Below are 22,178 nucleotides of genomic sequence, written 5' to 3' on the forward strand. Positions count from 1 at the left end.
GCACTGCTGTCCATCGGGGCCTCCGTAGGGGAGAGAGGGAGCCAAAGCAAAAGAACGAACGGTCGTGCTTTTTAGCAGAGATCGAACGGTCGTGCTACTTTCTTTGCGACGTGTCGACCACCACATCGGACACCGACGGACGCCGCGCCCGCGGCGCACGCACCCGCGCCCAGATCCTGGAGCGCGCGGCGAACCTCGCCTCGGTCGAAGGCCTCGAGGGCCTCACGATCGGCCGGCTCGCGACCGAGCTCGGGATGAGCAAGTCAGGGCTGTTCGCGCACTTCGGCTCCAAGGAGGAGCTGCAGCTGGCGACGATCGACGCGGCGCGCGAGATCTTCGCCCGCGAGGTCGTCGCGCCGGCACGCGCCGCCGACCGCGGCCTCCCGCGCCTGGAGGCCCTGCTCGAGGCCAAGCTGCGCTACGAGCGCGGCGAGATCTTCGACGGCGGATGCTTCTTCGAGACCGTGCGCGGCGAGTTCGACAGCCGCAGCGCCGGCCCGGTCCGCGACGCGATCGAGGCCGACCTCGAGGAGTGGGACGACCTGATGCGGCGCGTCATCCGGTCGGCGGTGAAGGCCGGCCACCTCAAGCCCGACACCGACGTCGAGCAGCTCCAGTACGAGATCGAAGCGCTCAGCATGACCGCCACGCTGCGCCACCAGATGACCGGCGACTCAGCCCTCTTCGCCCGCGCCGAGGCGGCGATCATGTCGCGACTGGCGGCGGCCAGGGCACAGCCGGGCCGCTGATCTGCGGCCCGGATCGTCGTGGCTGAGCGCACCCGCGGAGCGCCGGTGGGCGCCAGCCCACCGGCGGTGGACCGGCGGCCAGGGCACAGCCCGGCCACTGATCTGCGGCCCGGATCGTCGTGGCTGAGCGCACCCGCGGAGCGCCGGTGGGCGCCAGCCCACCGGCGGTGGACCGGCGGCCAGGGCACAGCCCGGCCACTGATCTGCGGCCCGGATCGTCGTGGCTGAGCGCACCCGCGGAGCGCCGGTGGGCGCCAGCCCACCGGCGGTGGACCGGCGGCCAGGGCACAGCCCGGCCGCTGATCTGCGGCCCGGATCGTCGTGGCTGAGCGCGCCCGCGGAGCGCCGGTGGGCGCGAGCCCATCAAGCTCCCGCGGGTGGGCTCAGGCGCGGCGAGGCGGCCCGCAGATCAGCGGCCGTAGCGCTGCTCGCCGAGGACCAGCTGCGCCGGGAGCGCGACGCGCGGCGGCGGCGACGGGTCGGCCACGACCGACACGGTCTCGGCCACGCTGCGGGTGACGGTCAGGCGGTCGCCGTCCGTGGTCTCGACGACGACGTCCTCGTCGCCCGACTCGGCCAGCGTTCCCTTCAGGCCCGGGTCCAGGCCGGCGGCCTTGAGGTAGTGCAGGAGGTCTTCGGCCTCGTTCTCGAAGCGGATGATGGTCACGGCCGCGCCGAGCTGGACGTCGGCCAGCGGCACCGACGAGATGCGTGAGCCGACGTCGATCGGATGGCCGTGCGGGCACGTCTTGGCGTCCCCGATCGCGGCGAGCATCCGCTCCTCCAGGACCGGCGACATCGCGTGCTCCAGGCGCTCGGCCTCCTCGTGGACCTCGTCCCACGGGATCCCGAGGACGTCGGTGAGGAAGCGCTCGATCAGCCGGTGGCGGCGGACGATCGCCTCGGCGTGCTCGCGCCCGTTGTCGGTGAACTGGATCACCTTGTCGGGGCCGCGGGTGATGTAGCCGTCGCGCTCCAGGCGCCCGACCATCTCGTGCACGGTCGGCGGCGACAGCTGCATCGCCCGCGCGATGTTGGCGCCGGTCATCGGCAACCCGGCCTCGTAGAGCCAGAAGAGGGTCTCGAGGTACTCCTGCTCGGCGACGGTGGCCTTGTCCGTGGACATCGGATCCATCGTACCCGGCCGGCGCTCAGCTGCCCGGACCATGGCGTCGCGGCGGCGTCGTCCGCAGCTCTTCGGCGACCGCGGTCATGCGCTCCTCGGCCAGGGACATGAACTCCCGGGCGGCCGGTGAGAGGCGCGCACCGCGTCGGTTGATGAAGGCGAACGTGTCGTAGATCGGCTCCGCGAACGGGACCCAGCCGAGCTTCTTGGGCACGCGCCGGCCGAGGCTGAGCAGGATCCCGCGCGCGATCAGCACGTCGCCGAGGCCGCGTGCGGCGAGCTCGATCGCGGTCTCGACGTCTTCGACGTCGATCTCGGGCTCGATCTTGACGCCCTCGCGCTGGGCGAGCTCGAAGAGCTGGCGGCGGGTCGGGTCCTCCAGGCCGTAGCTCGTGTCGGTGAGGATCAGCGGCGCGGCCGCGAGGTCGCGGATCGTCACGGGCTTCTTCACGCGCGCGGGCTCGGCCGAGACGTACAGGATCTCGTCCTGCATGATCGGCCGGACCTCCAGGCCGGTGTCGTCGATCGGCAGCGCGATCAGGCCGGCCTCGAGGTCGCCGTCGCGCACGGCCTCGGCGACCTCGGACGAGTTCTGGCCGATCAGCCGGACGCGGACCTTCGGGTGGCGCTTGCGGAACGCGGTGACGATCTGGGTGCCGGGGTACCAGCGGGCGGTCCCGAACGTGCCGAAGGTGGCGATGCCGCCCTGGAGCTCGCGCTGCTGGACGACGGCCTCGCGGCCCTCGGCGACGGCGGCGAGCGCGGCCTCGGCGTGTGGGCGCAGCGCGAGGCCGGCCTCGGTGGGCCGGATGCCGCGGCCGACGCGGGTGAAGAGCGGGACGCCGAGCTCGGCCTCGAGGCGCCGGACCTGCTCGGAGAGCGACGGCTGGGCGAGCAGCAGGCGCTCGGCGGCGGCGCTGAACGAGCCCTCGTCCAGGGCCGCCAGGAAGTACTCCAGCTGCTGCAGCGTCACGAGCTTGTCACCTCAAGGGGAAACCTATGGATCGTAGAGGCAACAAAGGCTAGAGGAAGGGGAACGTATGGTCGATCATGAGGTCATGTTCTCTCTGTTCGCAGTCCTCGGGGTCTTCGGCGCCAACGCCGCGCTCTCTGCTCGCTTCGGTGCGGATTCGCGCCGTTCGAGCGATCGCAACTGGTAGCCGACGCTCCCCGCCGGACCCCTCCCCACTCCCCGTCGAACCTCAACCGTCGTAGTTGTCCATGGTGCTTCCGTCGTCCGCGCATCGCCGCGGGACCGTCCTGTGCGTGCTCTCGGCCGTCGGCTTCGGCGCCATGGCCATCTTCGCCAAGCAGGCGTATGCGGCCGGCGTGACCGTCGTCACGCTGCTGTCGCTGCGCTTCCTGCTCGCCGCCGTCCTGTTCTGGACGGTGGTCCTCGCGCGCGGCGCCCGGCTTCCGGGGCGCCGCGTCGTCGCCGGCGGGCTGCTCCTCGGAGCGGTCGGCTACGCCGCCCAGGGCGGCCTGTACTTCGGGGCGCTGACGCACCTCGACGCGTCGATGACGTCCCTGTTGACCTACATCTACCCGATCCTCGTGTTCCTGGGCGCGCTCGCGCTGGGCCGCGAGCAGGCGACCGGCCGCCGGCTCGGCGCGCTGGGCCTGGCGACCGCCGGAACCATGTTGGTGCTGTTGGGCGGGAGCGTCGGGGTGGTCGACCCGGTCGGCGTCGCGATGGCGCTGGGCTGCGCGGTCGTCTACGGGTCCTACATCTTGATCAGCGACCGGATGGTCGCGGACCTCGACCCGTTCGTGCTCGCCGCGCTGGTGACGAGCGGCGCCGCGGTGTCGACGTTCGGCGTCGGCTTCGGGACGGGCTCGCTCGACGTCCACTTCGCCGCCGCCGGGTGGGGCTGGATCGCGCTGCTCACGGGCGGCTCGACGGTCCTCGGCATCAGCGCCTTCCTGGTCGGGCTGCGCGAGGTCGGGCCCGCGACGGCGTCGATCGTCTCGACCGTCGAGCCGGCCGTCACCGTCGCGCTGGCGACCACGATCTACGGCGAGGCGCTGGGCCCGTCGCAGATGTTCGGCGCCGTGCTCGTCCTGGGCGCCGTCGTGATCCTGCAGATGCGGGAAGGTACGGTTGGCGACGATGCCCCTGCCACTCTCCCCGCCGCTGTCACCTCAGCTCGCGCGCTCGCGCACGAGCCTGCCTGAGGGCGACGGCTGGGCCTACGAGCCCAAGTTCGACGGCTTCCGGGCGCTGGTGTTCGTCGACGGCGACGACGTCGTCATCAAGTCGCGCAACGGCAAGCCGCTGGACCGGTACTTCCCGGAGGTCACGGCGTCGCTGCCGTCCGGTCGGTACGTCCTCGACGGCGAGATCGTCGCCGAGACGTTCGACACGCTGGGGCAGCGGATCCATCCGGCCAAGTCCCGGATCGAGCGGTTGAGCGTGGAGACGCCGGCGCGGCTGATCGCGTTCGACGCGCTGGCGTTGGGAGACGACGTGCTCGTCGAGCTGCCCTACCGCGAGCGCCGGGCCGCGCTCGAGAAGGCCGCGCTGGCCGGCGTCGAGCTGGCGCCCGTGGTGTGGACCGCCGACGACGCCCGCGGCTGGCTCGACACCGAGGAGGGCGTGATCGCCAAGGAGGCCGACGCGCCGTACCGGCCGGGCGAGCGCGTGGGCATGATCAAGATCAAGCGCGTCCGGACCATCGACGCGGTCGTGCTCGGCTGGCGCCCGGGCAAGTTGGAGGGCACGCTCGGCGCGATCATCCTGGGGTTGTACGAGCCCGACGGCCGGCTGCGCGAGGTCGGCCACTCGAGCGGCTTCAGCGCCAAGGAGAAGCGCGAGCTGCCAGCACGGCTGGCCCCCTACGAGTCCGGTGAGCGCGGCTCCGGCGGCCCCTCTCGCTGGTCCGCCGGCAAGGACCTCGAATGGATCGGCCTCCGCCCCGAGCTCGTCGTCGAGGTCACCTTCGACCACGTCTCCGACAACCGCATCCGCCACGGCGCGAAGGTGCAGCGCTGGCGCGAGGACAAGCAGCCGTCGGAGTGCACGGTGGAGCAGCTGGAGCACTAGGTCAACGGTGATCTGGTGTCTCATACAGACACCCAGGTCCGTTGACGCGAAACTCTCCCCCATGGCCGCAGAACCACCGCCCGTCCTCGTCGCCCCCGACTCGTTCAAGGGGACGATACGGGCGGTGGAGGTCGCGGCCAGCGTGGGCAGGGGGCTCGAGGCCGCGGGGCTCGCCCCGCCGGATCTGTGCCCGGTCGCCGATGGGGGTGAGGGGACGTTGGAGGTGCTGCTCGCCGCCATGGGCGGTGAGACGAGAGGGGCTCGGGCGGCGGATCCGCTCGGCCGCCCCGTCAACGCCGGGTTCGCCCTGATCGAGGATGGTGGGACCGCGATCGTGGAGGTCGCCGAGGCGTCGGGGCTGCACCGCGTCGCCGAAGACGAGCGCGACGCCTACAACGCCAGCACCACTGGCACCGGTGAGCTGATCGTCGCCGCGTGCGCGGCCGGTGCCGAGGTCGTGCTCGTCGCCGCCGGCGGGAGCGCGACGACCGACGGCGGCGCCGGCGCGATCGCGGCCATCGAGGAGGCCGGCGGGCTCCAGGGCGCGACGCTCGTCGTGCTGTGCGACGTCCGGACGCCGTTCGAGCGCGCGCCCGCGACCTTCGGCCCCCAGAAGGGCGCCGATCCCAGGACCGTCGAACGCCTTGAGCAGCGACTCCTACAACAAGCCGCCAAGCTTCCCAAGGACCCGCGCGGCGTCGCGATGACCGGCGCCGCCGGCGGACTCGCCGGCGGCCTGTGGGCGACCTACGGCGCCAAGCTCGAGCCCGGCGCGCCGTTCATCCTCAGCGCCCTGGACTTCGACCGCCGCATGCGCGCCGCGCGCGCCGTGATCGTCGGCGAGGGCCGGATGGACGCCACGACGCTCGAGGGCAAGATCGCCGGGGAGATCGCCACGCGCGCACGCCAGGCCGGCGTGCCGTGCCACGCGATCGTCGGCACCAACGCCATCGACCGCTTCAGCGCGCGGATCCTCGACCTCCAGCTCATCTACGAGGCCGGAACGCCCCAAGCGCTCCAACAAGCCGCCGCGGACCTCGGCGCCAGGCTCGACGCCCGCGAGGCCTAGATCGACCGACTACTCGATCGGGATCGACGCCGGCATCGCGAACGTCCTGCCGCCGCTCGCCGGCTCCGCGATCAGCGCGGTCATCGCGTCCGGCGCCATCGGCCGGGCGAAGTGGAAGCCCTGACCCAGCCCGCAGCCGAGCTCCTGCAGGACGTCGGCCTGGGCGCCGGCCTCGATGCCCTCGGCGATGCACGCGAGCTTCAGCGACGTCGCCAGCTCGACGATCGCCCGGGCCAGCGCGCGGCCCTCGTCGTCGCCCGGGTCGAGGCCGTCGACGAACGGCTTGGCCATCTTGAGGATGTCGATCGGGAACCGCCGCAGGTAGCGCAGCGACGAGTAGCCCGTCCCGAAGTCGTCGACCGCCAGCCGGACGCCGAGCGCCTTCAGCGCGGTCAGCCGCGCGATCGTCGCCTCGGTGTCGTGCATCAACACGGTCTCGGTGATCTCGAGCACCAGCGCGCTCGCCGGCAGCCCGGTGTCGGCCAGCGCCGCGGCGACGTCGGCGACGATGTTGGGGTCCTCGAGCTGGCGCCCGCTCAGGTTCACCGACATGATCCGCGGCGACGCGGCCGAGGTCGGGAACTCGGTCTCCCAGCGCGCCGCCTGGCGACACGCGGTGCGCAGCACGTGGCGGCCGAGCGCGACGATCGAGCCGTTCTCCTCGGCCAGCGGGATGAACTGCGGCGGCGGGACCAGCCCGCGCACCGGATGGGTCCAGCGCGCCAGCGCCTCGAACCCGGCGAGCGTCTTGCCGTCCAGCGCGATCACGGGCTGGTAGTGCACGTCGATGTCGTCGCGCTCGATCGCGCGCAGCAGCTCGCTCTCGAGCTCGAGCCGCTCGACGACCTCGGCCTGCATGCTCTCCTCGTAGACGAGCGTGCGGCCCTTGCCCTCGGCCTTGGCGCGGTACATCGCGACGTCGGCCTGGCGCAGCAGCTCCGAAGCGACCGAGCGGCCGACGGCGATGCCGATCGACGCCTTCACGTACACCTCGCGCCCCTGGACCTCGATGGGCGCGGTCAGGGCGTCCGAGATCCGCTCGGCGACGAGGCCGGCCTCCTCGACCCCGCTCAAGTCCTCCAGCAACACGGCGAACTCGTCGCCGCCCAGCCGCGCCGCGGTGTCGGCGCTGCGCAGCGACTCGTCGATGCGGCGCGCGACCGCGACGAGCAGCTCGTCGCCGGCCGCGTGGCCCAGCGAGTCGTTGACGGTCTTGAAGCGGTCGAGGTCCAGGAAGATCACGCCGCACGCCGTCCCGCGCCGGCGCCCTTGGGTCAGCGCGTGCTGGATGCGGTCGGTGAACAGCGCGCGGTTGGGCAGGCCCGTCAGCGCGTCGTGCAGCGCCTGGTGCAGCATGGTGTCCACGCGCCGGGCGTCGGTCAGCGCCAGCGACGCGTGCTCGGCGAAGGACGACAACATGTCCTGCTCGGCCCTCGTGAAGACGCGGCCTTCGCGGAAGGACGACAACAACAGCGTCCCGATGACGCGACCGTCCTCGTGCACCGGCGCGGCCATCGCGGCCTGCAGCCCGTGGCGCAGCCACGGCCCGAGCGCCTCGGCGCCCGACTGGTAGTCCTCGACGACGATCAGCCGCGCCTCGGCGACCGCGCGGCCGGTGATGCCGATGCCGACGCGATGGCGGCCGTGGCATTCGTCGGCCGACAGCATGGCGTCGTAGCCGCGCTGGGCGGCGACGTCCAGCCAGCCCGGATCGTCCGGGTCGACCAGCAGCAGCGCGGGCGCGTCGTCGCCGAGCAGCTCGCCGGCCGCTCCGACGATCGTCTCCAGCACGCCCTGCAGCGGCTCGCGGCGGGAGATCGCGCGCTGGATCCGCGCCATCGCCTCGAGCACGCGCTGGCGCTTGCGCAGCGTCTCGAGCAGCCGGACGTTCTCGGCCGCGGCGCGGTCGGCGCGCGTGCGCAGGCCGCGCTCGGCGCCGATGGTCTCCAGCAGCCGCAGCGTCAGCGCCAGGCCGCCGGCCATGCCGCGCAGCAGCGTGCGCTCCTCGAAGGTGAACGGGTCGCCGGCGCGCGCCACCACCAGCACCGCGCCGTCGTCGCCGAGCGGAAGCCCGAGCGCGGCACAGGGCCCGGTGCCCGGGACCGCCACGACGCCCTCGCCCGCGCGGGCGACCACGCCGATCTGCCGCTCCGGGACGTCGAAGCGCGGCCAGCCGATCGACGCGACGACCGCGCCGGCGCCGTCGACCAGCGCGACGCACTCGGCCTCGACGGCCTCGGCCGCGCGCTCGACGCCCTCGCGGGCGGCCGCGGCCTCGTCGTGGCACTCGCTGACGGCGGCGAGGAACTCGGTGAGCTGCTGGGGCGCCCAGCTGGCGGCGGCGTCGGTCATGCGAGCGCGAGCACGACGAGGGTCTGCTGGTGGAAGCCGGCGCTGCCGCGCGTGCGCGCGATCTCGCCCCAGGTGTACAGCCCGCCGACGGTGGCGTCGCCGGCGTGGGCGACGATCTGCGCGACGTCGCGCTCGGCGTCGGCGCCGAGGGACTGCATGCGCGCGTCGCAGTCGAAGACGATCAGCGCCTGCGCGGGCTCGTCGCCCAGCGCGTCGAGCGCCTCGCGGCAGGCCGCGTCGGTCGCCGCGCGGACGTCGTCGCGGTCGGCCTCCATCACCCACACCATGCTGCCCGCGGGGATCGCGGCGTCCAGCGAGCCGTCGGGCGCGTCGTCGTCGACGACGAACCGCACGTGCGCCTCGCCGCCGCGGCGCTCCAGCCCGAGCGGGTGCATCAGCGTGACCGCGTAGGGCTGGCGACCGCCGAGGCGCTCGCGGTAGACCTCGGCCGCCGGGCGGCCGTCGAGCTCGAGCAGGCGGTCGGGCAGCGCGCGGGTGATCAACATGGGGTCGCCGACGGGGCGCCAGCCGTGGCGCACGCCGACGCCGATCGGCGCGTCGGAGCCGATCGCCACGCCGACGACCGCGCCGGTCAGGATCGCGCCGCCGTAGATCAGCGCGGGCCGGCCGCCGGGCTCTGGGGTGCCGCCCAGGCCGCCGACGAGCGGGACGCCGGCGCCGGCGACCGAGTACGCGCCGCGGACGACGTCGGTCTGGGCCTCGGCCGGGCCGTCGGTCAGCAGCATCAGGACCCGGTGCTCGCGGTCGGCGACGTCGCCGACGCAGGCGGCCGCGCGGGCGCCCGCGTCGCGCGCGTCCTCAGCGGCGCTCACCGCGGTCGCGGAGAAGGAGAAGCCGTCGCCGCCCAAGGCGAGCACGACGACCGAGTCGCGGCCCGCGCCCGACGCGTCGATCTCGCCGGCCGACGAGCAGCCGACGACCGGGATGCCGGCGGCGACGTCGCTGACCTCGGCGGCCAGCGGGCGCAGGTCGTAGCGGCCCGAGGCGAAGACGATGAGGAGGTGCGCGTCGGCGTTCTCGCCCAGCGCGGCGCGCGCCGCCTCACGGCCAGCGACGACTGCATCTGCATGAGCCGAGCGCCCGACGCCCGCCCAGCGGCAGCGGCGGGCCCGCTCGAGCCCTGCCCTGGCGCGCTCCATGTCCATGGTCATCGGCCGGACGTCGCGCCCATTGAGCGGGGGTTCGGCCTGGCGCCGGGGTGCCGCGCCACCATCTAGGCTCGCGGGCGTGCCCGACCGCCCGCGGCCGTCTCTCTCGCTGCCCACGCCCGGCGCGCGCCGCGCCGTGGTCGTCGGCGCGGGCTCGTTCGGCACCGCGATCGCCGTCCTGCTGGCGCGCGGCGGGGTCCGGACCACGCTGCAGGCGCGCACGGCCACGCAGTGCGAACGGCTCAACGCCGACCGTGAGAACCAGGCCTACCTCCCCGGCGTCAAGCTCCCGCAGAACCTCAAGATCGAGGCGGTCGGCGCAGGGTTGGCGCGCGCGGACTACGTCCTGCTCGCCGTCCCGTCGCGCGGGTTGGACACGGTCATCGCCGGCCTGCCGGCCGCGGGGCTGCCCAAGCGCGCCGCGATCGTGTCGCTCGCCAAGGGCCTCGTCCCGCCGATCGGGACGCCGCCGACCGTGCTGCTCGCGGCCGAGTTCGGCGCGCACCGCGTCGGCTGCGTCGGCGGCCCGGCGCACGCGAGCGAGATGGTCCACGAAGGCGCCGGCCTCGTCGCCGCCTCGGCCGACGAGGCGCTGGCGCTGGCGCTCGCGTCGTTCTTCCAGCGCGCCGGCGTCGTCTGCGAGGCGTCCAACGACCCGGTCGGCGTCGAGCTGGCGGGCGCCGCCAAGAACGCCGCCGCGCTGGCCGCCGGTGCGACCGAGCGCCAGGGCCTGAACGCCGCCGGCGCCGCGGCGGGCCACATCTTCGCCGAGGTCTGGCGCTTCGGCGAGGCGCTCGGCGCGCGGCCGGAGTCGTTCATCGGGCTGGCCGGGACCGGCGACCTCGTCGCCACCGCGCTGGCCCCGCAGTCGCGCAACCGCCGCGCCGGCGAGCTCCTGGCCGACGGCGTCTCGGCGAGCGAGATCCCGGCGCGCATCGGCCAAGCCGTCGAGTCGATGGAGGGCGTCCCGCTGCTCGCCCACGCCCTGGAGACGGCCGGCGTCGACGCGCCGGTCACGCGCGGCCTCAGCCTCCTGATCTCCGGCGAGCTGCCGCTCGACGACTGGGTCGCGCTCGTCCGCACGACGGTCCCGCCGCCCGCGCGCTGGCGCCCGCGCCGCCGCGAGCGGGAAGGCTTCTGGGCGCGTCTGCGGGCCCGGCTGCGGGGAGCCGATGCCGTCGCCTGAGCCGACGCCGACGCCGTCGCCGTCGCCGCCCCCGCCGGACCCGATGGGGCGCAGCCCGCTGGCGCGCCTGGCGCCGGTGGTCCTGCTCGCGACGCTGCTCGCGATGACCGCGATCGCCACCTACGTGGCCGCCGTCCGCCTCCACGACCGCGAGCGCGACCGGCTCACCGACGACGCGCACGCCACGGTCGCCGCGATCGACCGGCGCATGGAGGACTACGGGCAGGTGCTGCGCGGCGCGGCCGGCTTGTACACGGCCAGCGAGGACGTCAGCTACCAGGAGTTCCACGACTACTTCGCCGACCAGGACATCACCCAGCGGTTCCCGGGCGTGCGGGTCATCGGGTTCGCCTCCTACGTTCCGCGCGACGGCATCCCGTCCTACATCCGGCGCACGCGCCGCGACATCGCCCGCAGCGGCCTGTCCTACGGCCCGTTCCGGCCCTATCCGAAGCTGAAGGCCGACGCGACCGAGGCGCTGATCATCGACCACCTCGAGCCGCCGCCGGGCAACACGCGCGCGTTCGGCCTGAACTTCCTGTCGGAGACCAACCGGCGCCGCGCCGCGCTGCTGGCCCGGCGCACCGGGGACCCGGCGGCGACCGCGCCGATCTCGCTGGTGCGGTCGGGCGGCGACTCGCTGGGCGTCGACCTGATGGTCCCGGTCTACGGCGCGCCGCCGTCGCTGACCGGCGCGCCGCGACAGTGGTCCGGCGTCGTCTACGCGGCGTTCCGCCTGGACGACCTGCTGCGCGGCATCCTCGGCGCGCTGCCCGGGGCGACGGTCGAGGTGTACGACCTGGGTCCCGCCGCGACGGTCGGGCCGAGCACCAGGATCGGGCCGCGCTCGGTCGCGTTCGACCTGCGCCCCGGCCGCGCGAAGGTGAGCACCGACCCGGACGACACGCGCGTCGAGACGCTCGCGGTCGCCGGCCGGCGCTGGGGCATCGTCTACACGCGTGACGGCTCGGCGCTGACGCCGGGCGAGCGCGCGGTGCCGTGGGTGATCGCGGTCGCCGGCATCCTCGTCAGCCTGCTCGCCGCCGCGCTGCTGCGCGCGCTGGCGACGGCGCGCCAGCGGGCGGTCGCGCTGGCCGAGGAGATGACGGTCGAGCTGCGCCAGCGCGAGGAGCAGCTGCGCCAGTCCAACGAGGAGCTCGAGCACTTCGCCTACCTCGCGTCGCACGACCTGCAGGAGCCGCTGCGGACGATCACGTCCTACGTCGGGCTGCTCGACAGCCGCGCGAGCGACAAGCTCGACGACCGCGCGAAGTCCTGGCTCGGGTTCGTCTCCGACGGCGCCGAGCGGATGTCGCATCTCATCGCCGACCTGCTCGAGTACTCGCGCACGGGCCGCGCCGGCGGCGACGCCGAGGCCGTCGCGCTCGGCGACGCCTGGGACCTCGCGGTCGCCAACCTCCAGCACGCGATCGCCGACGCCGGCGCGACCGTGGAGCGCGGCGACCTGCCGACCGTTCGCGCGCGCCCGCGCGAGATGACCTCCATGTTGCAGAACCTGATCGCCAACGGGCTCAAGTACCAGCGCGACGGCGTGACGCCGGTCGTCCGCGCCACCGCCATGCGGTCGGGCAACGGCTCGTGGGACATCGCGATCGCCGACAACGGCATCGGGATCGAGCCGCGCTTCCACGACCGCGTGTTCGGCCTGTTCCAACGGCTCCACACGTCCGAGGAGTACCCTGGAACCGGCATGGGCCTGGCCATCGTCAAGAAGATCGTGGAGTCCAACGGCGGCACCGTGCGGGTCGAGTCGACCCCCGGCTCCGGCGCCACGTTCGTCGTCACGTTGCAGGGAGACACCGAGGCATGACGCGACTGCACCGCCTGCTCGTCGTCGAGGACAGCGAGTCCGACATCGAGCTGCTGCGCGAGGCCCTTTCCGACTCCGAGCCGGCGCTCGAGCTCGACGTCGTCCGCCACGGCGAGGACGCGCTGTCGTTCCTGCGCCGCGAGGGCGAGTTCGAGAGCGCCGCGTGCCCGGACCTCGTCGTCCTGGACCTCAACCTCCCGCGCATGGGCGGCTTCGAGGTGCTGCGCGCGCTGCGCGAGGACGTCGACCCGCGCCTGCGCCGGCTGCCCGTCGTCGTCTTCACGACCTCGGCGACGGCCACGGACATCGACAAGGCCTATGACCTGCACGCCTCGAGCTTCGTGACGAAGCCGACGGCGTTCGAGCACTACCTGGACACCGTCCGCGCGTTCCGCGAGTTCTGGCTGCGCGTGGCGCGGCTGCCGGCGAACGCCTGATGGTCGATGCGGGATTCCCGCGGCCGTGCCCGTGCCCGCGCCCCGGCCCGGGCACGACCACGGTCGATCCCGCAGCGGCCATCTAGTGGGCGCGGTCGGCGCGTCGCAGGAGCCATGGGCGGCGCTCCTCGCGGAGGGGCGTGAGGACGAGCGGCTGGTCCGCCAGGCGTTCGAGGGCGCGCGGGCGCCGGACGTGGCGCCGCTGCCCGACGGCCTCAACGCGACGCTCCTGCGCGGGCTGCACGGCGCCGGCATCGAGTCGCTGTACAGCCACCAGGCCGCCGCCGTCGAGGCCGCGCAGGACGGGCCGTTCGTCGTGACGACCGGGACCGCGTCGGGCAAGTCGTTGTGCTTCAACCTGCCGGCGCTGCAGACGCTGTGCAGCGTCCCGACGGCGCGCGCGCTCTACCTCTACCCCACCAAGGCGCTCGCCCAGGACCAGCTGCGCGCGATCGCGTCGCTGCGGCTCGGGCGCAGCGTGCGGCCGGCGATCTACGACGGCGACACCAAGCGGGAGGAGCGCGCCGCGATTCGCAAGCGCGCCAACCTGATCCTCACCAACCCCGACATGTTGCACATGGGGATCCTCCCCAACCACAGTCGGAGCTGGGGCGACTTCTTCAAGAACCTGCAGGTCGTCGTCGTCGACGAGGCCCATGTGTACCGCGGGGTCTTCGGCTCGCACGTCGGCAACGTGCTGCGCCGGCTGCGCCGCGCCACGGTCGCCTACTCCGGCGAGGAGCCGCTGATCCTGCTGGCCAGCGCGACGATCGCCAACCCGGTCGAGCTCGCCGAAGGCCTGACGGGCATCGACGGCTTCGCGCACATCGAGCGCGACGGCTCGCCGGGCGCGGCGCGCCAGATCGCGATGTGGAACCCGCCGGTCACCGACGAGGCGCTGCAGACGCGGCGCAGCGCGCTGGGCGAGGCGGCGGACATGGTCACCGAGCTGGTGGTCAAGGGCGCGCGGACGATCTGCTTCGTCAAGTCGCGCAAGGGCGTCGAGCTGGTGGCCAAGCTCGTCGCCGACCAGCTCGCCGACGCGCATCCGGCTTTGCGCGACCGCGTCGCGCCCTATCGCGCGGGCTACACGCCGCAGCAGCGCCGGGAGCTGGAGGCGCGGTTGGTGAGCGGCGACCTCCTGGCGGTCGTCACGACCGACGCGCTGGAGCTGGGCATCGACATCGGCGCGCTGGACGCGGCGGTCGTCGTCACCTTCCCGGGGACTGTCGCGTCGCTCAAGCAGATGTGGGGCCGGGCGGGCCGCCGAGGCCGCGGGCTGGCCGTGTACGTCGCCGGCGAGGACGCGCTGGACCAGTTCTTCTGCCGCCACCCCGACGAGTTCCTCGACCGGCCCGTCGAGTCGGCGATCGTCAACTACGAGAACGAGCAGATCCACGACCCGCATCTGCTCTGCGCCGCGCACGAGTGGCCGATCGTCCCCGAGCGCGACGACCACTTCTTCGGCCCGCGCCTGCGCGCGCACTGCGAGCATCTTGTAGGCCTTGGCGAGATGGTCGAGCGCGCGAACGGCTTCTCGCTGCGCCGGCCCGAGGACTACCCGGCCGCGCGCGTGTCGCTGCGCTCCGGCTCCCCCGACGCGTTCGCCGTCGTGGACGTCCAGCAGGGTGAAGTCCTTGGGTCGGTCGACGCCGCGCGCGCGTTCTCGACGGTCCACGACGGTGCGGTCTACCTGCACATGGGGCGCTCGTACTCGGTCGGCGAGCTGGACCTCCAGGGTCGGCGCGCGCTGGTCGAGCCGTTCACGGGCAACTGGTACACCCAGCCCAAGAAGGAGACCGACACCTACATCGAGCGCCTGCTCGACCGGCGCGACACGATGGGCGTGACGCTGTCGTTCGGGATGGTCAGCGTGTCGGAGACCGTCATCGCCTACCAGCGCAAGCGGCTGCCCGACCACGAGCCGCTCGACCTCAACGTGCTCGACCTGCCCGAGACCACGTTCTCGACGCAGGCGCTCTGGTACGAGCTGGACCCGTCGCTGCTGGCCGAGGACTTCCCGCTGGAGCTGTTGTTGGGGACGTTGCACGCGGTCGAGCACGCCCAGATCGCCGTCCTGCCGCTGCTGGCGATGTGCGACCGCTGGGACATCGGCGGGTTGTCCACCAACCTGCACCCGCAGACGGGCGGCCCCACGATCTTCATCTACGACGGCCACCCCGGCGGCGTCGGCATCACCCAGCAGGGCTTCACCGGCTTCGAGCGCCTCGTCGCCGACGCCTACCGGCTGATCAGCGAGTGCAAGTGCCAGTCCGGCTGCCCGTCGTGCGTGCAGTCGCCCAAGTGCGGCAACCTCAACGACCCGCTGGCCAAGGACGGGGCGAAAGAGATGTTGCGGCGCATGCTGGATCGGTAGCGAAGCTGCGGCTGGGGCGCGCGAACCTGCGCAAGGGCGCTTGCGGGGCACAATCGCGGGTTGACCGGGTCGACCGTCTGTGGTGTGCGGGCCGTTCGTTCCCTCCTCCTGCCGGGCGCCGTCGCGCTCGGCGTCGCGCTGCCCGCGTTCGCCGCCGCTCCCGCCCATGCCTCCGTCGGCGCCGCGTCGACGCCGAGCGAGCCCCGCTCCGGCGGCGCCGAGTTCGGCCAGCCCAACGGGCGGCCGTCCGCCGCGCACCCGGTCGCGACGACGTTCCGGATCGGACGCCACACGATCGTGGCGGGCACCGCGCCGCGGTTCGCGGTCCGGATCGACCAGCGCGGCGTGAGGTCCGTCACCGCGCGCGTCGTCTTTCGGCCGGTCCACGGCAACGGGACGGTCGCGGTCGTCGAGCTGGGGCGCGTGCGCACCGCGCGGCTCCTGCACCCGTCGTGGCCGTCGTCGGTCGCGCTCAAGCCCGGGCGCTACCTCGTCTCCCTGCACGCGTCCGGCCCGGCCGGCGGCCAGCTGCTGCGCCGCGCGTCGGCGTCCGGCAAGGCGCCCCTGACCGTCAAGCCCAAGCCCGCGCCGCCGGCGACGCCGCCCGTCGTCGCCCCGCCGGTCGTCGCGCCCGCCGACCCGGGCATCACCAACGACGGCGTCTTCCCCGTCGCCGGCGCGCACACCTACGGCGACGGCTTCGGCGCCGGCCGCGCCGGCCACACCCACGAGGGCCAGGACGTCCTGGCCGCCGAGGGAACGCCGGTCGTCGCGCCGCTGGCCGGGACGATCGTCGCCCGCGACTACCAGGCCTCGGCCGCCGGCTTCTACCTCACGCTGGACGCCGCCGACGGCCGCTCGTTGTTCTTCGCCCACTGCCAGCAGGACACGATCGCGGTGACGGTCGGCCAGGCCGTGGCGGTCGGCCAGCAGCTCTGCCGCGTCGGCCACACCGGCGACGCGACCGGCCCGCACCTGCACTTCGAGATCTGGCTCGGCGGCTGGCGGCGCGACAAGGCGTCGACCCCGATCGACCCGCTCGCGCAGCTCCAGGCCTGGGACAAGTAGGCGCGCCGCACTCCGGGACCGTGCGCCGCAGCGGCGCATGTGGCCCGAGTTGACAGGTTGTCAGCTACTGTCAGCGAGTCCCAAGATCCGGAGGAGGGTCCCCACACGTGCTCCCCAGGCGCGCCATCCTGGCCACGGCGTTGTCCGCCGCGGCCTTCATCACCCCAGCGGCGTCGGCAGTGGCCGACACGACGCTGAACGTCGTCCCACACGGCAACGAGACCCCCGGCGTGCCGTGGGCCACCGCGCCCGGCATCCTGCCCGCCGACACGCAGGCCAAGATGTACGACCGGATCACGCCGCTGTTCCGCGACATCGACGAGAACGTGCTCAAGCCGAGCACCGACGGCACCGGCTACTACAAGTCGGCCGCGCTGCTGCCGCAGAACGACCCGTCGTTCGTGACGACCGAGAACGTCGGCGGGACGTCGCCGACGGCCGGCGCCGTCAGCGCGACGATCCAGCGCGACCGCTACGGCGTGCCGCACATCTACTCCGGCACCGACGCGGGCGCCGTCTTCGGCGCCGGCTGGGCGGTCGCCACCGACCAGGGGCTGCTGCTCACCCAGGCGCGCTACAACGGCGTCGCGGGCCTGATCGACCTGCCGGGCGTCCCGGCCATCAACCTGGTCCTCGGGTTGTACAACTACACGCCGTCGGCCAAGGTCATCAAGCAGGCCACCGACCTGCAGACGAAGTCGATCCAGGCGCAGGGTGCGCAGGGCAAGCAGCTGCTCGACGACATCGACACGTACCTGGCGGGCATCAACGCCTACTACGCCAAGACGTCGCCGACGACGCCGAAGTTCACCCGGACCGACATCTACGCGTTGAACGCGATCAAGTCGCAGTTCCTGGGCGAGGGTGGCGGCCAGGAGGTCGACAACGCGCTGTTCCTGGACTCGCTCCGCGGCAAGTTGGGGTCCAAGAAGGGCGACGGGGCGTTCGCGGACCTGCGGGCGCGCAACGATCCCGAGGCGAGCGTCACGACGACCAAGTCGTTCCCGAACCAGACGGACGTGAGCGTCGCGAAGCCGTCCGGCATGGTGCGGCTGAAGAGCGGGACGTTCAAGAACTCGTTCATCACGCTGCCGGGCGCGAAGGCGGCCAAGGCCTCCGCCGCATCGGTCGGCAAGCGCCAGCTGGCGTCGAACATCCTGATCGTCAGCGGGTCGAAGTCCGCGACCGGCAAGCCGCTGTTCGTCGGCGGCCCGCAGATCGGCTTCAACTACCCCGGCCTGACGATGGAGATGCAGCTCAAGTCGCCGTCGTTCAACGTCGAGGGCGTCACGTCCGCCCCGTTCCCGGGCTACATGCTGATCGGCCACGGCGCCGACTACGCGTGGTCGCTCACCTCGGCCGGCGCCGACATCATCGACACGTACGCCGAGAAGCTGTGCGGCGGGTCCAAGACCAAGTACGTGTGGAAGGGCAAGTGCAAGGTCATGGAGAAGGTCGACGCCGGGACGATCGCCAAGGGCGCGTCGAAGGTGAAGGCCGTCTTCTACCGCACGGTGCACGGGCCGGTCATCGGCTACGCCAAGGACGAGAAGACGGGCAAGACGGTGGCCCTGTCGCAGAAGCGCTCGTCCTACGGGCGTGAGACGGTCGACCAGCTGTTCAACCAGGACCTGACCTACGGTCGCGTGCACAGCGCGAAGGACTTCGTGAAGGCCGCGGCCAAGACGCCGCAGACCTTCAACTCGTTCTACGCGAGCGCGACGGAGTCGGCGTTCTACACGGCGGGCGCGCTGCCGCTGCGGCCCAAGGGCGTCAACGGCGACCTGCCGGTCGACGGCCAGGGCAAGTACGAGTGGAAGGGCGAGCTGGCCGCGTCCAAGCACCCGCAGGTCATCGACCCGGCCAGCGGCTACATCGTCAACTGGAACAACAAGCCGGCGGCGGACTTCCCGGCCGGCGACGACCGCTTCGGCAACGAGGGCGGGATCCAGCGCGTCGACATGCTCAAGAGCGAGTTGTCGCGGTACGGCAAGGCGACGCTGCCCAACGTGCTGGCCTCGGCCAACGCGGCGGCCACCGAGGACGTCCGCATCACGCAGCTCTGGCCGACGCTCAAGGCGATGCTCGCGCGCGGCAAGTCGCCGTCGGCGGGCGCCACCGTCGCGGTTGCGGAGCTGCAGAAGTGGTACGCCGCTGGCGGCTCGCGCGTCGACCGCAACCTCGACGGCAACGTCGACCAGCCCGGCGCGGTCATCCTCGACACGGCGTGGAAGAAGATCACCGACGCTGGCCTGTGCGACCGCCTCGGCACCTCGTTGTGCAAGGGGCTGGAGGGCCGGATCTCCCGGTTCGACCTCCCGCCGGGCGGCCAGTACAGCGGCTGGCACCAGTACATGGGCAAGGACCTGCGCACCATGTTGGGGCAGAAGGTCAAGGGCAAGTACAACATCAGGTATTGCGGTGACGGCTCCGTCTCGCGGTGCTCGAAGGAGCTGTGGGCGGCGATCGACGGCGCGTCGAAGTCGATCACGGCCAAGCAGGGCAGCGACGTGAGCAAGTGGACCGAGAAGGCGGCGACGATCCAGTTCTCGCCGCTCCCGCTGTTCCAGATGCAGTACACCAACAAGCCCACGGGCATCCATCAGGTGATGGCCTTCGGGCAGTAGTTGATGTATCGGCCTTACGCCACGCTCACTCGTTCAGGGTGAGCGTGGCGTCGAGGTCGGTGCCGGCGCGGCTCGCCTCAGCGGTCGCGTCGAGGTCCCCGAAGCCCCCGAGCACGAGGCGGGCGAGGCCGGGGAGGTCGAAGCGGCGGATGACCTCGTCCTGGACGGCCTGGTCGTCGGCGTGGAGCTCGAGGGCGCCGCGCGCGGCGACCGTCGTCGGCCTGCGGTCGGCGATCGCCTGGAGGTCGGCCGTGAGGTCGTTGGTCACCACGAGGGTGTTGCCCAGGACGGCGGCCTTCAGGATGGCCTTGCCGTTGCTGGTGATGGCGTAGGCGTCGCCGTCGCGGTCGACGTCGAGGTCGACGTTGGCGAGGTCCAACGCGAAGTCGGGAACGGCGGCGATGCGATCGAGGGCCGTGCGGAGCGGGCCGCCGTCCTCGAGCTCGGCGCGGAGGGCGAGGGTGTTCGGCCGGGGCTCGGGCGTGATCGTGGTCGTGCCGGTGAGCTGGTCGATCAGCGCGTCGTCGACGTCGATGCGGCCGAACGTCTTCAGCGGGCCCTTGACGGAGTCGAGCGTGTCGAGGGCGTTGGTGATGGACTTCAGGAACGGCAGCTTGAGGTCGTTGCGTGCCGCGTCGAGGACCTTGATGGTCTGCGCGAGGCCGCGAATGCCGGCGTGGATGGGGCGCGGGCCGGGCGCGGGGCGGGGCGGCTGCGGACCGGGCGCGAGCGGGAGGTCCTGGTCGGTCAGGTGCGCCGGGTCGGTGGCGAGGTGGACCTTGAGGTGGACGCCCGGCTTCTCGATCGCCAGCGTCAGCGCGCCGCCGCGCAGCGCGTCGACCCAGGGCACGCCGGCGGCGCTGCTCGCCACGATGGCGCGGGCGTTCGTCCAGGCCCGGACGAGCGCCGGCTCCTTGGCGAGCGGGCCGAGGCGCTGGTCGAAGGTCGCGCGAGTCAGGCCGCCCTTGTTGTCGTGGAGCCGGAAGGCGGCGGCGACGGTTTGGTGATTGGCGCCGAGCACCACGTCCGGACCCTTCACGCCGATCACGCCGGCGTTGGCTGGCAAGGTGTAGGTGTTGGAAGTCGTCTTCTTGAGCCGACCGTCGTCGGCGGCGCGTTCGAGCGTCGCCTCGACGTCGTCGGCGGAGCGGCCCACGACCGCTGCCGTCACGCCCGCCTTCAGCACCGGCGCGAGCTCGAGGCGCAGCGAGGAGATCGACGCGGCCAGGCTCGTGATCGCGTCCGGCGGGCCCCAGGCGACGAGCGGCCCGCCGAGCAGGTCCGGGAGGTCCTGGTCGGCGTCGAGGCCGAGCGTCCGGACCGACTCCCGGACACCGTCCGCCGCGAACCGCGCGGCCGGGAACGTGCGGGCGAGCTCCCGGAGCCTGCGACCCTGCGGCGAGGAGGACTGGACGTCGAACTGCGCGACCGCCGGCGCACTCGCCGGAGCGAAGCTCAACGCCTCCGCGAGCGGGTCGGCGACCGCGGCGCCCTTGTCCTCGCCACCGCCTCCGAGGAGCACGACGGCGACAACCACCACCACGGCGACGATCCCCCCACCAACGACCACCCACCGCCACGACGACACGGCAACGACCCTACCCCTCGCGCTACCCTTCCGCGCCACGGCGAGTTAGCTCAGTTGGTAGAGCACACGACTGAAAATCGTGGTGTCCCCGGTTCGAGTCCGGGACTCGCCATGCCCGAAAGGCGCCGCAAATCGGCGCCTTTTTCTTTGCCGCGACGGCGCCGAAACTGAGCGCCTACGCGCTACTTCCGGATTCCATGGCCTGATCATGGCCTAATGGGCGCCGTGAAACGCTCTCAGCGAGGCGCGCGCGCAGCTCCGCGATCGGTCAATGGGCGCGCTGGACCATGCGGTGGCAGCTGGGGCAGAGCAGGGCTAGGTCCGACAGGTTCGTGACGCGCTCCGACCGCTGGCCGGGTGGGACGGTGTGGTGGCATTCGATGAAGCCTTCGCCGAGCTCGCCGTAGCGCTCGGCGAAGTCCAGGTCGCAGGCCTCGCAGGCGAGCCGGCCGGTGGCCTTGAGGACCGCGTCCTCCTTGGCCCGCGCGACGCGCGGGTCGCGCTCGCGGGCTCGATGCTCGCGGAACACGATGCGCCCCTTTACTGCGGACGCCTCGCCCTCCTCGGGCGGCAGCACCACCGTCAGTCCATCGGCGCTGGCCGTGATGCGCTCCACCGCGGCGGCCAGCGCGTCGGGGTCGTCAGCGAACCACGCTGTCGATCGACGCCCGCATCGCCGTCACGACACCGACCAAATCCCAGAGGCCGGGGAACAGGGGCGGCGATCCGTCGCCACCCCTGTCGTTCGCGGTGTAACGGCACCCATCTCTGACCACTCCCGGCATGGACTTGCGGTTCCCGTTACAGGAGCGGCCGTAGCCGTCGCGATGCGGAAGTCGCTCGACCCACAGCACCGAACCGAATTGCGCGCGACGGCGAACGGCTCCAGTATGCACTCGACCAAGCCACAGGAGTTGGAGGATTGATGAGTAGTACGTATCAGTTTGACGACGGTTCCATTGCCGCACGCGCTGGCCTCCACGGCGGAGATGTGACCCGACGCGGGATCCTGTCGGCCGGCTTGGCCGGCCTGGCGACCGTGCCGGTAATCGCCTCGCTTCACGGGCTCGCCGACCTCGGCGGCGGCGGAGCCGGCCTCGGTCAACCGGCGGCGGCCGCGGCCGCCACGGAGAAGATCACCCGGGGCGCCGTGCGGCGCTTCAACGCGCCCTGGCTGACGCCCGGCGCTCGGCTCAAGCTGCCCAGCGGCATCCAGGCGGTCGCGGTCGAGGGCTGGTTCGAGAACCGCACACGGGTTGCGCCGAAGCCGCTCGCCTGGCCGCATCTGCCGGCGGCCGACGGCACCAGGGTCGACGCGTCGGTCGTGCCCAAGCCCGGCGCGCCGTCGTTGATGGCGGTCCTGACCGGGTTCGATCGAGGCCGCTACGAGCTCGTCCACGCCAACGGCAAGGTCGATCGCGTCAAGTGGGACGCCGAGCGCTTCCCCTACCTCTGGTACTGGGCGGAGTGGGGCGCCGCGAAGCACTTCCCGTTCATGGGGAGCTTCTACCACCTCTCACTCCAGCCGCTCTCACACAACCCGGTCAGCTGAGGAG

17 protein-coding genes and 1 tRNA gene are annotated in these 22,178 nt (G+C 72.8%); 12 read left to right on the forward strand and 6 right to left on the reverse strand.

The window, feature by feature from the left end:
- Nucleotides 1-110 precede the first annotated feature (110 nt).
- Complete coding sequence (locus DSM104299_RS27085; protein WP_272474791.1) at nucleotides 111-749, forward strand: TetR/AcrR family transcriptional regulator; 639 nt, start codon at nucleotides 111-113, stop codon at nucleotides 747-749.
- A 409-nt stretch (nucleotides 750-1,158) separates the two neighbouring features.
- Here DSM104299_RS27085 and DSM104299_RS27090 read toward each other — a convergent pair whose 3' ends face one another.
- Together DSM104299_RS27090 and DSM104299_RS27095 are read right to left on the reverse strand one after the other, a co-directional pair.
- Nucleotides 1,159-1,875, reverse strand: a complete 717-nt coding sequence (locus tag DSM104299_RS27090) for a metal-dependent transcriptional regulator (protein ID WP_272474792.1) — start codon at nucleotides 1,873-1,875, stop codon at nucleotides 1,159-1,161.
- A 25-nt stretch (nucleotides 1,876-1,900) separates the two neighbouring features.
- Nucleotides 1,901-2,848 (reverse strand): LysR family transcriptional regulator, encoded by a 948-nt coding sequence (locus tag DSM104299_RS27095; RefSeq protein ID WP_272474793.1) that lies wholly within the window; start codon nucleotides 2,846-2,848, stop codon nucleotides 1,901-1,903.
- A gap of 248 nt (nucleotides 2,849-3,096) precedes the next feature.
- Here DSM104299_RS27095 and DSM104299_RS27100 point away from each other — a divergent pair, with 248 nt between their 5' ends.
- From DSM104299_RS27100 to DSM104299_RS27110, 3 genes are all read left to right on the forward strand, one after another.
- Nucleotides 3,097-4,050, forward strand: coding sequence for a DMT family transporter (locus tag DSM104299_RS27100; RefSeq protein ID WP_272474794.1), 954 nt, complete (start codon nucleotides 3,097-3,099; stop codon nucleotides 4,048-4,050).
- Nucleotides 3,986-4,918, forward strand: coding sequence for an ATP-dependent DNA ligase (locus DSM104299_RS27105; RefSeq protein ID WP_272474795.1), 933 nt, complete (start codon nucleotides 3,986-3,988; stop codon nucleotides 4,916-4,918). Before DSM104299_RS27100 ends, DSM104299_RS27105 begins: the two co-directional genes overlap by 65 nt.
- A 61-nt stretch (nucleotides 4,919-4,979) precedes the next feature.
- Complete coding sequence (locus tag DSM104299_RS27110) at nucleotides 4,980-5,987, forward strand: glycerate kinase family protein (protein ID WP_272474796.1); 1,008 nt, start codon at nucleotides 4,980-4,982, stop codon at nucleotides 5,985-5,987.
- 9 nt (nucleotides 5,988-5,996) lie between these two features.
- Here the strand turns inward: DSM104299_RS27110 and DSM104299_RS27115 are convergent, their stop codons facing one another.
- A complete protein-coding gene (locus DSM104299_RS27115) occupies nucleotides 5,997-8,339 on the reverse strand; it encodes a putative bifunctional diguanylate cyclase/phosphodiesterase (RefSeq protein WP_272474797.1) in 2,343 nt (780 codons plus the stop codon).
- Entirely contained in the window at nucleotides 8,336-9,511 is a 1,176-nt protein-coding gene (locus tag DSM104299_RS27120; RefSeq protein ID WP_272474798.1) for an FIST signal transduction protein, read from the reverse strand. The genes DSM104299_RS27115 and DSM104299_RS27120 overlap by 4 nt, the downstream gene beginning before the upstream one ends.
- A gap of 76 nt (nucleotides 9,512-9,587) precedes the next feature.
- Here DSM104299_RS27120 and DSM104299_RS27125 point away from each other — a divergent pair, with 76 nt between their 5' ends.
- The 6 genes from DSM104299_RS27125 (at nucleotide 9,588) to DSM104299_RS27150 (ending at nucleotide 19,034) form a co-directional block, all read left to right on the forward strand.
- Nucleotides 9,588-10,694, forward strand: coding sequence for an NAD(P)H-dependent glycerol-3-phosphate dehydrogenase (locus DSM104299_RS27125; RefSeq protein WP_272474799.1), 1,107 nt, complete (start codon nucleotides 9,588-9,590; stop codon nucleotides 10,692-10,694).
- The gene (locus tag DSM104299_RS27130) at nucleotides 10,681-12,525 is read left to right on the forward strand and encodes a CHASE domain-containing protein (protein WP_272474800.1); all 1,845 of its coding nucleotides are present in this window, start codon (nucleotides 10,681-10,683) and stop codon (nucleotides 12,523-12,525) included. Before DSM104299_RS27125 ends, DSM104299_RS27130 begins: the two co-directional genes overlap by 14 nt.
- Nucleotides 12,522-12,962: a response regulator gene (locus tag DSM104299_RS27135; protein ID WP_272474801.1), complete on the forward strand. Its 441-nt coding sequence runs from the start codon at nucleotides 12,522-12,524 to the stop codon at nucleotides 12,960-12,962. The genes DSM104299_RS27130 and DSM104299_RS27135 overlap by 4 nt, the downstream gene beginning before the upstream one ends.
- An 85-nt stretch (nucleotides 12,963-13,047) precedes the next feature.
- On the forward strand, nucleotides 13,048-15,339 hold the full coding sequence (locus DSM104299_RS27140) for a DEAD/DEAH box helicase (RefSeq protein ID WP_272474802.1): 2,292 nt from the start codon (nucleotides 13,048-13,050) through the stop codon (nucleotides 15,337-15,339).
- Nucleotides 15,340-15,423: 84 nt separating this feature from the next.
- Nucleotides 15,424-16,407 carry a M23 family metallopeptidase gene (locus DSM104299_RS27145; protein WP_272474803.1) on the forward strand — a complete coding sequence of 328 codons (984 nt, stop codon included), beginning with the start codon at nucleotides 15,424-15,426 and terminating at the stop codon, nucleotides 16,405-16,407.
- Between the two features lie 107 nt (nucleotides 16,408-16,514).
- Nucleotides 16,515-19,034: a penicillin acylase family protein gene (locus tag DSM104299_RS27150; RefSeq protein WP_272474804.1), complete on the forward strand. Its 2,520-nt coding sequence runs from the start codon at nucleotides 16,515-16,517 to the stop codon at nucleotides 19,032-19,034.
- A gap of 25 nt (nucleotides 19,035-19,059) precedes the next feature.
- Here DSM104299_RS27150 and DSM104299_RS27155 read toward each other — a convergent pair whose 3' ends face one another.
- On the reverse strand, nucleotides 19,060-20,574 hold the full coding sequence (locus DSM104299_RS27155; protein ID WP_272474805.1) for a hypothetical protein: 1,515 nt from the start codon (nucleotides 20,572-20,574) through the stop codon (nucleotides 19,060-19,062).
- Between the two features lie 87 nt (nucleotides 20,575-20,661).
- Here DSM104299_RS27155 and DSM104299_RS27160 point away from each other — a divergent pair.
- A tRNA-Phe gene (locus DSM104299_RS27160) sits at nucleotides 20,662-20,734 on the forward strand.
- Between the two features lie 156 nt (nucleotides 20,735-20,890).
- Here DSM104299_RS27160 and DSM104299_RS27165 read toward each other — a convergent pair.
- Entirely contained in the window at nucleotides 20,891-21,238 is a 348-nt protein-coding gene (locus DSM104299_RS27165) for an HNH endonuclease (protein WP_272474806.1), read from the reverse strand.
- Between the two features lie 405 nt (nucleotides 21,239-21,643).
- Here DSM104299_RS27165 and DSM104299_RS27170 point away from each other — a divergent pair, with 405 nt between their 5' ends.
- A complete protein-coding gene (locus DSM104299_RS27170) occupies nucleotides 21,644-22,174 on the forward strand; it encodes a hypothetical protein (RefSeq protein ID WP_272474807.1) in 531 nt (176 codons plus the stop codon).
- Nucleotides 22,175-22,178: the final 4 nt, after the last annotated feature.

The sequence above is a fragment of the Baekduia alba genome, assembly GCF_028416635.1.
GTDB classification, from domain to species: domain Bacteria; phylum Actinomycetota; class Thermoleophilia; order Solirubrobacterales; family Solirubrobacteraceae; genus Baekduia; species Baekduia alba.

Bases quoted from the DNA above. Each gene is read 5' to 3' on its own strand.
- DSM104299_RS27135 (WP_272474801.1), top strand. From the start codon at position 12,522: ATGACGCGACTGCACCGCCTGCTCGTCGTCGAGGACAGCGAGTCCGAC.
- DSM104299_RS27130 (WP_272474800.1), top strand. From the start codon at position 10,681: ATGCCGTCGCCTGAGCCGACGCCGACGCCGTCGCCGTCGCCGCCCCCG.
- DSM104299_RS27090 (WP_272474792.1), bottom strand. From the start codon at position 1,875: ATGTCCACGGACAAGGCCACCGTCGCCGAGCAGGAGTACCTCGAGACC.
- DSM104299_RS27110 (WP_272474796.1), top strand. From the start codon at position 4,980: ATGGCCGCAGAACCACCGCCCGTCCTCGTCGCCCCCGACTCGTTCAAG.
- DSM104299_RS27105 (WP_272474795.1), top strand. From the start codon at position 3,986: ATGCCCCTGCCACTCTCCCCGCCGCTGTCACCTCAGCTCGCGCGCTCG.
- DSM104299_RS27120 (WP_272474798.1), bottom strand. From the start codon at position 9,511: ATGACCATGGACATGGAGCGCGCCAGGGCAGGGCTCGAGCGGGCCCGC.
- DSM104299_RS27115 (WP_272474797.1), bottom strand. From the start codon at position 8,339: ATGACCGACGCCGCCGCCAGCTGGGCGCCCCAGCAGCTCACCGAGTTC.
- DSM104299_RS27100 (WP_272474794.1), top strand. From the start codon at position 3,097: ATGGTGCTTCCGTCGTCCGCGCATCGCCGCGGGACCGTCCTGTGCGTG.